We start from the raw sequence: 14064 nt of genomic DNA on the forward strand, positions 1-14064 counted from the left end.
CGGGAGTTCCCGGCCTGCGCTGGGATGACGTCCATTCCAGCCTACGTCAGCAGCAGGAACGCCGTCACCGTCAGCCGCCCCCGCGCCGGATCGTCGCCGAGCGTCGCGTCCGGCGCAATGGCCCCGCTGTGCAGCAGCGCGCTGCGATACACGACCGCTCGGTTGCACCGCGCCTCGATCGTCGACAATTGTTCGAACTGCGCCGTCGACCCGGCGATATAGGCGGGCGGCGGCGCCTGCCTGGCGACCTCCCGCGATACCGCGCCCAGATAGCCCGGCGCCCGCGCGGCATCGATCGTCTCGAACCCGGTAGCGCGGTGGCGGTAGAAGGCGGTGCCGCCCTGATCGTCGCCCAAATAATGGACTAGCGCGATCCGCGCCGGATCGACCGCATCGAAATGCGGCAGCCGCTGTTCGATCGACAGCCGGTCGGGCTGGGTCGTCACCAGCGAAAGGCTGGCATCGAGCAGCGCGATCCCGCCGCGATGGCCGAACACCTGTGCCAGTACGGTCGTCAGCGCCGGTCGAACGTCATGGAAATATCCGGGCGGCAGGTCGGCACGCACGCCGGGATAATGGTTGCGCGCCGGTCCGAAGGTCGCGGCCTGCGCAAAGCGGCGCAGCGCATCCGGATCGGGATGGAAATGGTCGATGACCGCGATCGGCTGTCGTTCGGCGCCGATCCGGCGCGCCACGATGTCCGGCGCGGTCACGCCGTCCCGATCCGTTCGCCCAGCGCCGCATCGTGCAGCGGCAGCGTCGGCGCGGCGCGCGCCACCACCTCGGCGATCTGGCACACCTGCGCGCGGTTGGTCGCGGCGTCGATCGTATCGGCGAGCGGATTGTAGCCCGCCGCCGTGATGCCCTGGCCGTTCAGCACCGCCAGCCAGCTCGCCTCGCGGAACAGTTCGTCCGCATCGAGGATCAGCCGCCCCGAACGGCGATATTGTTCCTCGCGCGCGACCAGCGTTTCGGGCAGCGCCATCGTCCGGCAATGCCGCCACAGCGGTTCGTCGCGGCCGCTGGTCGCGTGATAGTGCAGGATCAGGAAGTCCTTGATCCCGTCCATGTCGCGCGCGAACACGGTGTTGAACCGGTCGGCCAGCGCCGGATCGCAGCCGCGGTCGGGGAACAGCGTCAGCAGCTTGGCGATGCCGCTCTGGATCAGGTGGATGCTGGTCGATTCGAGCGGTTCGAGGAACCCCGACGACAGCCCGATCGCGACGACGTTGTCGCGCCACGGTCGCCGTCGCGTGCCCGCCGTGAAGCGCAGCAGCCTCGGTTCGGCCAGCGCCTCTCCGTCGAGATTCGCCAGCAGCGTCGCCGCCGCCTCGTCGTCGGACAGGTAGCGGCCGGCATAGACATAGCCGTTGCCGGTGCGATGCTGCAACGGGATGCGCCATTGCCACCCCGCCGCCCGCGCGGTCGAACGGGTATAGGGGGTCGTCGCCGCGACGCGCGCGCACGGCACCGCCACCGCGCGGTCGCACGGCAGCCAGTGCGACCAGTCCTCATAGCCCTCGCCCAGCGCCCCGCCGATCAGCAACGCGCGAAACCCGGAGCAGTCGATGAACAGGTCGCCCGCGATCCGTTCGCCGCGTTCGGTGACGAGCGCGGTGACGAAGCCTGTCTCGCCGTCGCGCTCGACATGGCGCAGCATCCCCTCGACCCGCGTGACGCCGCCGGCCTCGCTCAACCGGCGCAGATAGGCGGCGTAGAGGCCGGCATCGAAATGATAGGCATAGCCGAGCGTCGACAGGATCGAACGCGCGTCGCCCGCCGGCGCGGCGAAGCGTCCCTGCGCCGCCAGTTGCGCCGCCAGCGACAGTGCGTCGAGCGGCACGTCCAGCCCGTCCGCCTGCGCCTTGAGCCAGCGATGGTGGAACGCGACGCCGGGCAGGGCCGGGCCGAACTGGCCGAACGGGTGGAAATAGCGGTGGCCGGGCGCGGTCCAGTCGACGAACTCGATGCCCAGCTTGAACGTCGCCTTCGTCGCGCGCAGGAATTCGGACTCGTCGAGCCCGACCAGCTCGTTGAACCAGTGGATCGTCGGGATCGTCGCCTCGCCGACACCGACCGTGCCGATCGCTTCCGATTCCAGCAGCGTCACCGCGACGGTCTCGCCGAAACTGCGCGACAGCGCGGCCGCCGTCATCCAACCGGCGGTCCCCCCGCCGAGAATCACGACCCGCCGGATTCGGTCCGGTGCTTCCATGCCCCCGTTGTAGCCACGCCGCAGCCGGTTGAGAACTGCCGGGATGCGTGCCTCGTCAGCCGCGGAACGCCGCCTCCGACAGCCGGACCCGCCGCCCCGGAACGATGTCGATCGTCGTGGTCGCCGTGCCATGGGCGAGGGTGCAGCGGCCGGCGACGACGCCCTCCACCGCGACGTCGCGCAACCGACCCTTTCGCCACGTAAGGTCGACCGTGTAGCCACCCCGCGCGCGCAACCCGCGAAACGCGCCGTCGGGCCATGCGTCGGGCAGCGCGGGCAGCAGGCGGATCGTGTCGCCGTCCGCCGTCAGCAGCATCTCCGCGATCGCCGCCGCGCCGCCGAAATTACCGTCGATCTGGAACGGCGGATGCGCGTCGAACATGTTGGGATAGGTGCGCTTCGGCCCGATCAGGAAGCGCAGGATGTCATGCGCCCGGTTCCCGTCGCGCAGCCGCGCCCACAGCGCGATCCGCCAGGCCGTCGCCCAACCCGTCGCCTCGTCGCCGCGCAGGTCGAGCGAGCGGCGCGCCGCCGCCGCCAGCGCGGGCGTGCGTTCGGCATCGATCTGGCGCGAGGGGAAGGCGGCATAGAGGTTGCTGACGTGACGATGATGCGGATCGCGTGCGCGCGCGTCCCAGTCCTGCTGCCATTCCTGCAACTGTCCCTGCGCGCCGATCCGGAACGGGGCCAATCGATCGCGCATCGCCGTCATCGCCTGCGCGAGATCGGCGTCCTGCCCGAGGATCGCGGCGGCGGCGGCGGTCTGGGTGAACAGGTCGCGCAGGATCGCCATGTCCATCGTCGGCCCCGCACACAGCGCGCCGCCCGGCCCATGGTTGTTTTCGGGCGAGATCGACGGGTTCGTCACCATGAACCCGGTCCCCGGATCGCGCACCAGCGTATCGAGGAAGAACAGCGCCGACCCGCGCAGCAACGGATAGACCGAGGCGAGATACGCCCGGTCGCGGCCATAATCGTAATGGTCCCACAAATGGGTGCACAGCCACGCCCCGCCGGTCGGCCACATGCCGAAATTGACGCCGTCGATCGGCGCGGTCGCGCGCCACAGGTCGGTATTGTGGTGACACACCCAGCCCCGGGCGCCGTACATCGTTCGGGCGGTGCGCGCGCCGGTCACCGCCAGGTCGCGTACCATCGCCACCAGCGGCGCGACACATTCGGGCAGCGCTGCGGGCTCGGCGATCCAGTAGTTCATCTGGGTGTTGATGTTGACGGTGTATTTGCTGCCCCAGGGCGGGTTGGTCGCGTCGTTCCACAGCCCCTGCAGGTTCGCCGGCTGGCTGCCCGGCCGCGAACAGGCGATCAGCATGTAGCGGGCATAGTTGAAATACAGCGCGGCGAGCGCCGGGTCCTTGCCGCTCTCGCCGGCACGGATCCGGCGATCGGTCGGCAGCCGGTCCGCCGCGCTGCGGCCGAGATCGATCGAGCAGCGCCGGAACAACGCCTGATGATCCGCGCGCGCATCGGCGGCGATGCGATCGAACGACTTGTCCGCGACGCGGGCGATCTGCGCAGCGGTGATCGCGGTCGGATCGCCGGTCACGTCGTCGAACCGGCGATAGCTGGTCGCCATCGCGATCAGCAGCACCAGTTCGTCGGCGCCGGTGACGATCAGCCGATCGCCCTCGGCGCGGATCGTGCCGCCGGGCGCGCGGACCCGCACCCGTGCCTCGCCGCGCAGCGCGCCGTCGATCCCGTGCGCCGCGTCGTTGCGGACTGACAGGACCAGTTCGCCCGGATCGGCGGCGACGCTCCAGCGCTTGAGCGGCGTGTCGAACGACAATGCGGTCGTGATCGCCCCGGCGCGCCCGGCGGTCATCCGCACCGCGATCACCTGGTCGACGGCGGAGGCCAGCACCTCGCGGCGATAGCCCACGCCGCCGTCGCGCCACCGCGCGGTCGCCACGCCCCGGTCGAGGTCGAGTTCGCGACGATAGCCGGGCAGGAGGGCGGCGGGAACGTCGGGCGTCACCGCGCTGGCAAGGCCGCCGGGCGAACGCGCGGGCCGCGGCCCGGCCGCGTCGACCGGGCCGATCACCAGTGATCCGAACGTGCCATAGGACATCTGCCGCAACGGCCGCGCCATCACCTTCGCCCCGATCAGTTCGACCGCTTCGGTGAAGCGGTCGGCAAAGATCAGCCGCCGCGCCTCGGGCAGCGCGGCCAGTGCTTCGGGACTGGCCGGATCATAGGGCCCGCCGGTCCAGAAGCTGTCCTCGTTCAGCTGCAGATATTCGGTCGTGGTCCCGCCATGCACCATCGCGCCGATCCGCCCGTTGCCGACCGGCAGCGCCTCGACCCACGACGCCGCGGGCTGCGCATACCATAGCAGCGCATCGCCCGGTCGGGCAGGACGATCGCCAGCGCGGGCCGACACGCCCCCCGCCGCGGCAAGGCCGGTCAGCCCTGCCACCAGCGATACCGCTTCCCGACGATTCACTTCGATCGACTGCCGCATCCGCGCTCTCCCGCTGCGCGCTGTTCTGGCCGATCGCGTTCGGCTCGTTCGCGCAACGCCCGATAATTGCTACCGATTATCCATTTGCGCAACGTATTTTCTCTAATAAAAACAATTGCCAGCGATAGACAGCGTGGGGTGACCGGTTTACCCATAAGGACAGCATCATTCGTCGGGTCGATCCCGTCACCCGCCGCATCGATGGTCCTTCGCGGTGCGCGACAGTGCGGTTTCGGCCTTCATCATATCGGATAGCGCCATGCAGTTGACCCGCCGACAGATCGTCGCCGTCCCGCTCGCCGCTTCGGCCGCCGGCTTGTCCGTGCCGCTGTCCGCTGCGGCGGACGACCGGCTGCCCGGCTGGACCGCGACGCGCGGCGGCGATGGCGGGCGTACGCTGATCGTCACGACGCTCGCGCCCGGCGGTCCGGGCAGCCTTGCCGAGGCGCTGGCGGCATCGGGGCCGCGCCGCATCACCTTCGCGGTGGCCGGTATCATCGACCTCGGCCGCACGACGCTGCACCTGCGCAACCCGTTCGTCACCATCGCGGGCGAAACCGCGCCGTCCCCGGGCATCACCCTGATCCGCGGCGGCCTCTCGGTCGCGACCCATGACGTCGTCATCCGCCATATCCGCGTGCGGGCGGGGGCCGATGGCGCCGCGCCGCGCAGCGGATGGGAAGTCGACGGCCTGTCCTGCACCGCCGCGCACGACGTCATCATCGACCAATGCTCGTTCGCATGGGCGACGGACGAGAATCTGTCGGCATCAGGACCGCGCTTCGCCGGTGGTGACGGCGTTGCCGACTGGCGCGCCCACACCTCGCGCAACATCTCGCTTACCCGCAACATCGTTGCGGAGGGGCTGTCGAACGCGTCGCACGCAAAGGGCGAACACAGCAAGGGTTCGCTGATCCACGACAACACCACCGGGATCCTCGTCGCCCAGAACCTCTATGCGCATAATTACGAACGCCATCCGCTGGTGAAGGGCGGGGCGCAGGTCGCCTGCGTCAACAACCTGATCTACGATCCCGGCAATCGCTGCATCCATTACGCATTGAACGGCTTCGAATGGGGCGACCGTCCGTATGTCACCGGCGAAATGAGCATCGTCGGCAACGTCGTGCGCGGCGGGCGGTCGACGCGCGCCGACCTGCCGTTCCTGATCGTCGAGGGCGATGGCGACCTCGGCCTGCACATGGCCGACAACCACGTACATCATGCCGATGGCCGGCCGATGCGGCCGATCCGGATCATCCCGACCGAACGCACGCCGCGGATCCTCGATCGCCCGCGGCCGGTCGTCTGGCCGGCCGGGTTGCAGCGACTGCCCGCCGATCGGGTCGAGGCGCTGGTCGGCGCGCGTGCCGGCGCACGCCCATGGGATCGCGACGCCGTCGACCGCCGGATCGTCGCGCAGCTGCGATCGGGCGAGGGGCGGGTGATCGACGACGAACGCAGCGTCGGCGGCTACGACGTGCTCGCCCGCGGCGCGAGCGATCGCGGGTAAAATTGGCTGCAAGCGATTGTCGGGGTTGACAAGGTTACCGCTAACCTTCGTAATGACACCGGTTTCCAATGTTGCCCGATCAACGAGGCGCAGGGACGAGCAGGAGAGACGAGGATGTTCGCATCGCCGACGACCATCGTGGTCGCATCGCTGGCCGCTGCCGTCGTGGCTGTGCCTGCCGCCGGTCAGGTGGTGGCGTTTCCGGGAGCCGAAGGGGCGGGGCGCTTCGCTGCCGGCGGTCGCGGGGGACGGGTCATCCGCGTCACCACGCTCGCCGATGCCGGACCGGGCAGCCTGCGCGCGGCAATCGACGCTGCCGGGCCGCGTACCGTCGTCTTCGACGTGGCCGGCACCATCGCCCTGCGCTCGCCGCTGGTCGTCCGCAACGATCGCATCACCATCGCCGGCCAGACTGCACCCGGTGACGGCATCACCCTGCGCGACCAGACGTTGCAGATCGCCGCCAGCGACGTGATCGTCCGCTACATCCGCTCGCGGTTGGGCGCGGCGTCGAAGACGCAGGGCGACGCCATCTGGATCAGCGGCGGGACGCGGATCATCCTCGACCATGTGTCGGCCAGCTGGTCGGTAGACGAGACGCTGTCGGCCTCCGCCAACTACCGCGATCCCGCCAACAGCATCGGCGACCTGACCGTGCAATGGAGCGTGATCGCCGACTCGCTGCGCCGCGCCGGCCATATGAAGGGCGACCATGGCTATGGCAGCCTCGTGCGCGGCGGACGCGGGTCGCGGATGAGCTTCCACCACAATCTGTGGGCCAACCATGCCGCGCGCATGCCGCGCCCGGGCAATTACGCCCGGTTCGACGCCGATCCGCGCGGGGCGGATTTCGACTTTCGCAACAACGTCTTCTACAACTGGGGCGGCGGCCGGTCGGGCTACAACGCCGATACCGAAAGCGTCGCGCGGTATAATTTCGTCGCCAACACCTATCTGCCCGGCCCCGACAGCAAGGGGCGGATCGCCTTCGCCGAAAGCAACCGTCACGCCCGCGCGTGGTTCGCCGGCAACAGCATGGATGGCCGGGTGCCGTCCGATCCCTGGTCGCTGGTGTCGGGCGAAACCGGCGGTGCCTACCGTCTGGCCGCGCCGATCGACATGCCGCCGATCGCCGCCGAACCGGCCGCCACGGCGGCGGATCGGGTGCTGGCACGGGCCGGCGCCAGCAAGGTGCGCGACGCCGTCGATCTGGCCGTCATCGACGGCGTGCGTCGCCGTACCGGGCGCCAGATCGATACCGAGGCGGATGCCGGCGGCTGGCCGACCCTGCGCGGCGGCACGCCGGCCCGCGACAGCGACGGCGACGGCATGGCCGATGCGTGGGAACGCGCGAACGGACTGAACCCGCGACGCGCCGACGGGAACCGCGTCCGTCCTGCCGACGGACGAACCAGTCTCGAGGCGTATCTCGATTTTCTGACGCGGTGATGACACCGGTTTCCAAAATAGAATGTCTGGGGAGGACGATGATGATGGTTCGCAAGATGGATTTCCTGGGAGTATCGGGACTGGCGTTGGCCATCGCCGGCAGCGGCACCGCCTATGCGCAGGACGCCGCCGCGCCCGCCGCACGGCAGGGGGAAGCGCCGGTAGCGGACGATGCGACCGCCGCCGACATCATCGTCACCGGCTATCGCGCGTCGCTGCGCACCTCGATCGTCGAGAAGCGCGACGCATCGGTGCAGATCGATTCGATCAATGCCGAGGATATCGCCGATTTCCCCGACAACAATCTGGCGGAATCGCTGCAGCGCCTGCCTGGCGTCTCGATCGACCGCGACAATGGCGAGGGCCGCTCGATCACCGTCCGTGGCCTCGGCGGCGACTTCAACCGGACCCGCCTGAACGGGCTGGAGGCGCTGGCGACCGCCGGCTCGAACGATTCGGGCACCAGCCCGAACCGCAGCCGCTCGTTCGACTACAACACTTTCGCATCCGAGCTGTTCAGTTCCTTGAAGGTGCAAAAGACGCCCTCGGCCGAGACCGACGAAGGATCGCTCGGCGCCACCATCGATCTCCAGACCGGTCGCCCGTTCGATTACAAGAAGGGGGCGTTCGCGCTGTCGGCGGAGGGGAGCTATCAGGACAATATCGGCAAATGGACCCCGCGCCTCGCCGGGCTTGCGTCCAAGACCTTTGCCGGCGGGACGATGGGCCTGCTGGTGTCGGCGGCGTGGAGCGAGTCGCGCAACTCGATCGACCAGTATCGCCGCGGCGCCGGCCAGTCCGACTATGTCTATCGCGGATCGACCTGGGCCGGGAACGAGAACCCGCAGCGCGCGGGCTTCGCCGCGCCGGCCGGGACCGGCTTCGGCAGCGCGATCACCAATCCCGACGCCATCGCCGCGCTGACCGGATCGAACCCGGAGGCCTATGCGAAACTCTATCCCGGCGCGCCGTTCAACACGCCGGGCCGTTTCGACAATTCGACCGTCCGCTTCCCCGCGCTGCCCTCGGTCGAGCAGCAGGACGTGGAATATCAGCGCCTCGGCCTCACCGCCGCCTACCAGTGGCAGATCGGCGACCGCACGCGGCTGAGCATCGACGGGCTGTATTCGCGCTTCAGGAACCGCAGCTCGATCTATCAGGTGTCGCCGGTCGGGCTGAACCGCAACAATACCAACGCGGTCTACAACACCGCGGGCAACAACCTGACGCCGTCGGCGGCGCGCGCGCTCTATCCCGGCATCTGCGCGCCCAATGCCGGATCGGCGCTGGTGCCGGCGCAGGATTGCGGACAGCAGCTCAACGGCACCACGCCGGCCTTTTCGACCGCGCTGAATGCGCAGGGGCAGCTGGTGGCATCGGTGCTCGCCCCGTCGGCGGTCGTGCCGGGCACGGTGGCGGCAGGCGATCCGGCCACGTCGAACATCTTCAGCACCAACCCGTTCAACCTCGATCCCTATGATTACTACAACAACCCCAGTTCGGTCGGCTACATCCCGTCGAGCAACCGGCTCGCCTATCGCGGGTCGCTGATCGGGCGTCCGGCGGTGCGGGTGCAGGACGTCAACGTCACCAACGGCAATGTCGACTATCTGGTGGCGAACAACGTCGATTTCCGCTCGGGCGTCGACCAGTCGATCTACACCACCAAGTTCAAGCAGGCGTCGCTGCAGCTCGAACATGAATTCACCGACAATTTCCGCGCGGTGTTCATCGGCGGCATGTCGGAATCGACCAACGATTCCGAAGGCACGCTGGTCGAATTCAACCGGATGGATTCGCCGGGGAATTTCGTGTTCGACTCCCGCGGCGGCGGCAACATGCCGCTGATCGATCTCGGCTTCGACGCCGCCGATCCGAACAACTGGGATACGGTGAAGGGCTTTTCGGGCATTCGCCGCTACCTGCGCTACACCACGAACACCTACAAGCAGGGCAAGGTCGATTTCGACTGGCGCGTGAACCCCGATTTCAGCATCGGCTTCGGCGGCAACTATCGCGAATATGAATTTTCCACCCGCCAGTTCGAACGCAACAACGACCTGCTGAACCCGACCCTGCGGGAAGCGGGCACGCGGGCGTCGGCGATGGGGCAGGTGGTCGATTTCGGTCAGGGGCTGAACGTCCCCGAAGGATCGCTGACCAGCTTCTACGCGCCGAACATCGCCGCGTTCGACCAGCTGTTCGACTTCACCTGCAACTGCGTCAACAAATGGGGCGACTGGCGCCTGACCGACCGGCGCAACGGCGGGCGCGAGAATTTCGACGTCCTCGAAAAGGATACCGGCTTCTACGTCCAGTTCGACTGGACCAGCGAATTGTTCGGCCGTCCCTTCCGCGGCAATGCCGGTACGCGCATCGCGATCACCGACGTCACCTCGAACGGCACCACGCCCGCCGGACGCGGCATCGTCGGCAGCAACCGCTACACCGATTTCCTGCCGTCGCTGAACGCAGTGTTCGAGCCGGTCGACGACGTGCTGGTCCGCCTCGGCGCGTCGCGGGTGATGGCCCGCCCGCTGCTGGGCAACCTGTCGCCGTCGATCACCGGGCTCAGCATCCCCAATACCGGGGACTCGGTCGGCGCGACGCTGACCATCGGCAATCCGCGGCTCAACCCGTTCCGCTCGACCAACCTCGATGCCAGCATCGAATGGTATTTCGCGCCGGGCGGCCTGCTTAGCCTCGCCGGGTTCAACAAGCAGATCCTGAGCTTCCCGCAGACGATCTCGTTCTCCGGGCCGCTGTCGCAATTCACCGACGCCGCCACGATCGACGCGATCCGCGCCCAGCTCACCAACCCGGCGCAGCTTGCCTATCTGAATGCCAACAACCCCTTCGTCGCCCGACAATTCGCCGATGCGCCGGGCGGCTATCTGCGCGGCTTCGAGATCAGCTACCAGCAGGAGCTCGATTTCCTGCCATGGTACTTCAAGAACCTCGGGCTCCAGCTGAACTACACCTATATCAAGTCGGAACTCAGCTATATCCTCGACCCCGGCCGGGCCGCATCGGGCAGCCTCGCCGCAATCCCGGCGACCACCGGCACCGCGCCGTTCCTCGGCGTCTCGCCGCAATCGGTGAACGGCACGCTGGCCTATGAAACCGGCAAGTTCCGCGCGCGCGTCTCGGTCGCCTATCGCAAGGGCTATTCGCAGACCTATCCGATCGCGGGCGGTTCCTGCGCGCCGGGGTTGCAGAACAGCCCGGCCAACCCCTCGGTCGCCGGCACGCCGTGCGACGCGCCGCTGGTCAACGACTTCGTCTTCAGCCGCGACACGACCAACGTCGATGCGTCGATGAGCTACAAGTTCACCGACTGGCTGTCGGTCAGCGCAGAGGGGCTGAACCTGACCAACCAGCCGAGCGAACGCTATGCCTATCAGGGGCAGGAAGCGGTGACGCAGTACAGCGCGGCCGGTCCGATCTACCGCGTCGGCGCACGGTTGCGGTTCTGATGTCCCTCCCCGGACGCCGCCTCCCCGCTGCCGGCCCCGCGCCGGCGGCGGGGGTCTTGTCCCGGATCGACCGGCGGGGGGTGCTCGCCGCGGGTGCGACGCTGCTGATCGCGGGCGATGCCTTCGGACAGGGAGCGGCGGGTGCGCCCTATGGCCGGGCGCGGCTGACCGGCGACGTGCTCGATCCGGGGGGCGACGACAGCGGCCGGCTGGTGCCGCCGCCGCCTGCGGGATATTGGCCCTATTCGGGGACAAGCGGCCCCGGGCGGCCGGCGAGCGCGGCCAGCATCGGCCAGGGCTGGGTGTCGGGTCTGCCCGGCGTCCGCTACCGCGGCCCCGACCGGCCGCGATATCCGGTCGAACCATGGCGGGATGCGGCGGCGGGCACCGCGGTGCGCGACGGCGTGCTGCCCGCGCTGCGGCCGATCCACCACGTCCATATCCGCGACACGATCATCCGGCCCGCCCCCGATGGCAGCTACTGGATGACCGGTTCGACCGGCGACAATATCTGGGCGACCAACGACGGCGTCGAACTGTGGCAGTCGCGCGACCTCGCCAACTGGGACTATCGCGGGCTGGTATGGTCGTTCGACCGCGACGGCGGGTGGGAGAAATCGTGGCGGATGCGCAAGGGCGTACCGTTCCGCGCGCTGTGGGCGCCCGAGATCCACCATATCCGCGGACAATGGCTGATCTGCCATTCGGTCAGTCGCGGCGGCATCGCGGTGCTCCGTTCGACCAGCGGCCGGCCCGAGGGGCCCTATGTCCACGCCTTTTCGCCCGACAGGCCGATCCGCGGCGGCATCGACGCGACCCTGTTCGAGGACGACGACGGTTCGGTGTGGCTGACGGCCGGTTCCGCCGATGAAATCGTCCGGCTGAAGGACGATCTGAGCGGCCTTGCCGGCCCGTGGCAGAAGCTGACGGCGCAAGCGTGGGACCTCGATCCGCGCCATCACCGCGAACAATGCGCCGAAAAGGGTTTCGCGCATTTCGGTTATGAGGGCGCGACGCTCTTCAAGCGCGACGGACGCTATTATCTCGGCGTCGTCGACCGCTATGACGGGCGCTATTCGTTCGCGATGTGGATCGCCGACCGCATCACCGGCCCGTATCGCGAACGCCACGAACTGCCCGATTGCGGCGGCGGCAACGTCTTTCGCGACCATCAGGGACGATGGTGGGTGACCTTTTTCGGCAATGGTTCGCCATCGCCGTTCCGCGAGATGCCGGGCCTTGCCCGGATCGATTTCGACGCGCGCGGGCATGTGGTGTTCCACCGTGACCAGCCCTTTGCCGAACGTCGCTTTACCCCGGGAGCAACCACATGATTTCACGCCGCGACGCATTCTGCACGCTGGGAGCGGCCGGCGCGGTCGCGACCCTGCCGGCGACGATCGGGACCGCGGCGGCCGGGCCGGTCGCCCCGACCGGCGGCACGCCCGGCTATCGCCGCGGGTTCGACAACCAGCGCGTCGCCGATCTGGGCGACGGGCGCTTCCTCAACCCGCTGATGGCGGGCGATCATCCCGATCCGACGATCCTGAAGGATGGTCGCGATTATTATATGACCTTCTCGACGTTCGATTCCTATCCCGGCCTCGTCATCTGGCATTCGCGCGATCTGGTGAACTGGACCCCCCGCACCGCCGCGCTCACCACCAATATCGGCGCGGTGTGGGCGCCCGAGCTGACCAAGCACAAGGGGCGCTATTACCTCTACATCCCGACCAAGAATCCGACGACCAGCTGGGTCATCTGGGCCGATCATATCGACGGGCCATGGTCGGAACCGATCGACCTGAAGCTGCCCGACCATATCGATCCGGGCCATGCCGTGGGCGAGGACGGGTCGCGCTGGCTGTTCCTGTCGGGCGGCGATCGCATCCGCCTGTCCGACGACGGACTGAAGACGGTGGGCAAGGTCGAGCATGTCTACGACCCGTGGCGCTATCCCGACACCTGGGACGTCGAGGGGTTCAGCCCGGAGGGGCCGAAGGTCACCCGGCGCGGCGACTGGTTCTATCTCGTCACCGCCGTCGGCGGCACGGCGGGGCCGCCGACCGGGCACATGGTGATCGCCGCCCGCTCGCGCTCGATCCACGGGCCATGGGAACATCATCCCGGCAATCCGATCGTGCGCACCACGTCGCTCGGCGAGAAATGGTGGTCGCGCGGCCATGCGACGCTGATCGAGGGACCGGACGGCAGCTGGTGGTCGGTCTATCACGGCTATGAGAACGGCTATTGGACGCTCGGGCGGCAGGCGCTGCTCGATCCGGTCGAATGGACGCCCGATGGGTGGTTCCGGATGACCGGCGGCGACCTGTCGCAGCCGATCGCGAAGCCGAAGGGCGGGCAGGCGGTGCGCCACGGACAGGCGCTGTCCGACGATTTCGCGAAGCTGGCGCTCGGCACCAAATGGAATTTCTTCCGCCCCACGCCGCAGGACCGTGCGCGGGTGCGGGTCGATCGCGGCGCGCTGCTGCTCGATGGCAAGGGCAAGGCGCCGTCGGACGGCGCGCCGCTGCTGCTGATCGCGGGCGATACCGGCTATCGCTTCGAATGCGATGTCGAGATCGCGCCCGGCGGTACGGCGGGGCTGATCCTGTTCTACGACGACAAGCTGTATTGCGGGCTCGGCTTCGATGAGAAGCGCTTCGTCACGCACCAATATGGCATCGAACGCGGGCGGCCGGCCAATCCGCATGGGGCTAGGATGCGGATGCGGGTGACCAACGACCGGCATATCGTGTCCTTTCACACCAGCGGCGACGACGGGCGCACCTGGAACCGTTTCGATCGCGGGATGGAGGTGTCGGGCTATCACCACAATGTCCGCGGCGGGTTCCTGATGCTGCGGCCGGGGCTGTATTCGGCGGGCAGCGGCACCGCCCGCTTCCGCGACTTCCGCTTCACCGCACTGTGA

Annotated in this window: 8 protein-coding genes; 5 read left to right on the forward strand and 3 right to left on the reverse strand. The window is 68.5% G+C overall.

Annotated elements, in window-relative coordinates:
• Window positions 1-41: 41 nt before the first annotated feature.
• Genes QLH51_RS06150 through QLH51_RS06160 form a run of 3 tightly spaced genes read right to left on the reverse strand, consistent with a single transcriptional unit; the run spans window position 42 to window position 4694 of the window.
• On the reverse strand, window positions 42-713 hold the full coding sequence (locus tag QLH51_RS06150; RefSeq protein ID WP_125656051.1) for a DUF6445 family protein: 672 nt from the start codon (window positions 711-713) through the stop codon (window positions 42-44).
• Window positions 710-2215 (reverse strand): tryptophan halogenase family protein, encoded by a 1506-nt coding sequence (locus tag QLH51_RS06155; protein ID WP_125656048.1) that lies wholly within the window; start codon window positions 2213-2215, stop codon window positions 710-712. The genes QLH51_RS06150 and QLH51_RS06155 overlap by 4 nt, the downstream gene beginning before the upstream one ends.
• A gap of 55 nt (window positions 2216-2270) precedes the next feature.
• Window positions 2271-4694 carry a glycoside hydrolase family 95 protein gene (locus QLH51_RS06160; RefSeq protein WP_206428912.1) on the reverse strand — a complete coding sequence of 808 codons (2424 nt, stop codon included), beginning with the start codon at window positions 4692-4694 and terminating at the stop codon, window positions 2271-2273.
• A gap of 259 nt (window positions 4695-4953) precedes the next feature.
• Between QLH51_RS06160 and QLH51_RS06165 the strand changes: the two genes are divergently transcribed.
• The 5 genes from QLH51_RS06165 to QLH51_RS06185 all read left to right on the forward strand — a co-directional run bounded on the left by QLH51_RS06165 (window position 4954) and on the right by QLH51_RS06185 (window position 14064).
• Window positions 4954-6207 (forward strand): pectate lyase family protein, encoded by a 1254-nt coding sequence (locus QLH51_RS06165; RefSeq protein WP_125656045.1) that lies wholly within the window; start codon window positions 4954-4956, stop codon window positions 6205-6207.
• 114 nt (window positions 6208-6321) lie between these two features.
• Window positions 6322-7656, forward strand: a complete 1335-nt coding sequence (locus QLH51_RS06170; RefSeq protein WP_206428911.1) for a pectate lyase family protein — start codon at window positions 6322-6324, stop codon at window positions 7654-7656.
• Window positions 7657-7700: 44 nt separating this feature from the next.
• Complete coding sequence (locus QLH51_RS06175) at window positions 7701-11132, forward strand: TonB-dependent receptor (RefSeq protein ID WP_206428910.1); 3432 nt, start codon at window positions 7701-7703, stop codon at window positions 11130-11132.
• Between the two features lie 56 nt (window positions 11133-11188).
• Window positions 11189-12466: a family 43 glycosylhydrolase gene (locus tag QLH51_RS06180; RefSeq protein ID WP_206428909.1), complete on the forward strand. Its 1278-nt coding sequence runs from the start codon at window positions 11189-11191 to the stop codon at window positions 12464-12466.
• Window positions 12463-14064 carry a family 43 glycosylhydrolase gene (locus tag QLH51_RS06185; protein WP_125656037.1) on the forward strand — a complete coding sequence of 534 codons (1602 nt, stop codon included), beginning with the start codon at window positions 12463-12465 and terminating at the stop codon, window positions 14062-14064. Before QLH51_RS06180 ends, QLH51_RS06185 begins: the two co-directional genes overlap by 4 nt.

The sequence above is a fragment of the Sphingomonas sp. 2R-10 genome (assembly GCF_030062225.1).
In the GTDB taxonomy this organism is placed as follows: Bacteria; Pseudomonadota; Alphaproteobacteria; order Sphingomonadales; family Sphingomonadaceae; genus Sphingomonas.

Coding starts and splice junctions, on each gene's coding strand:
- QLH51_RS06155 (WP_125656048.1), bottom strand. CDS start 2,215: ATGGAAGCACCGGACCGAATCCGGCGGGTCGTGATTCTCGGCGGGGGG.
- QLH51_RS06185 (WP_125656037.1), top strand. CDS start 12,463: ATGATTTCACGCCGCGACGCATTCTGCACGCTGGGAGCGGCCGGCGCG.
- QLH51_RS06165 (WP_125656045.1), top strand. CDS start 4,954: ATGCAGTTGACCCGCCGACAGATCGTCGCCGTCCCGCTCGCCGCTTCG.
- QLH51_RS06175 (WP_206428910.1), top strand. CDS start 7,701: ATGGTTCGCAAGATGGATTTCCTGGGAGTATCGGGACTGGCGTTGGCC.
- QLH51_RS06160 (WP_206428912.1), bottom strand. CDS start 4,694: ATGCGGCAGTCGATCGAAGTGAATCGTCGGGAAGCGGTATCGCTGGTG.
- QLH51_RS06170 (WP_206428911.1), top strand. CDS start 6,322: ATGTTCGCATCGCCGACGACCATCGTGGTCGCATCGCTGGCCGCTGCC.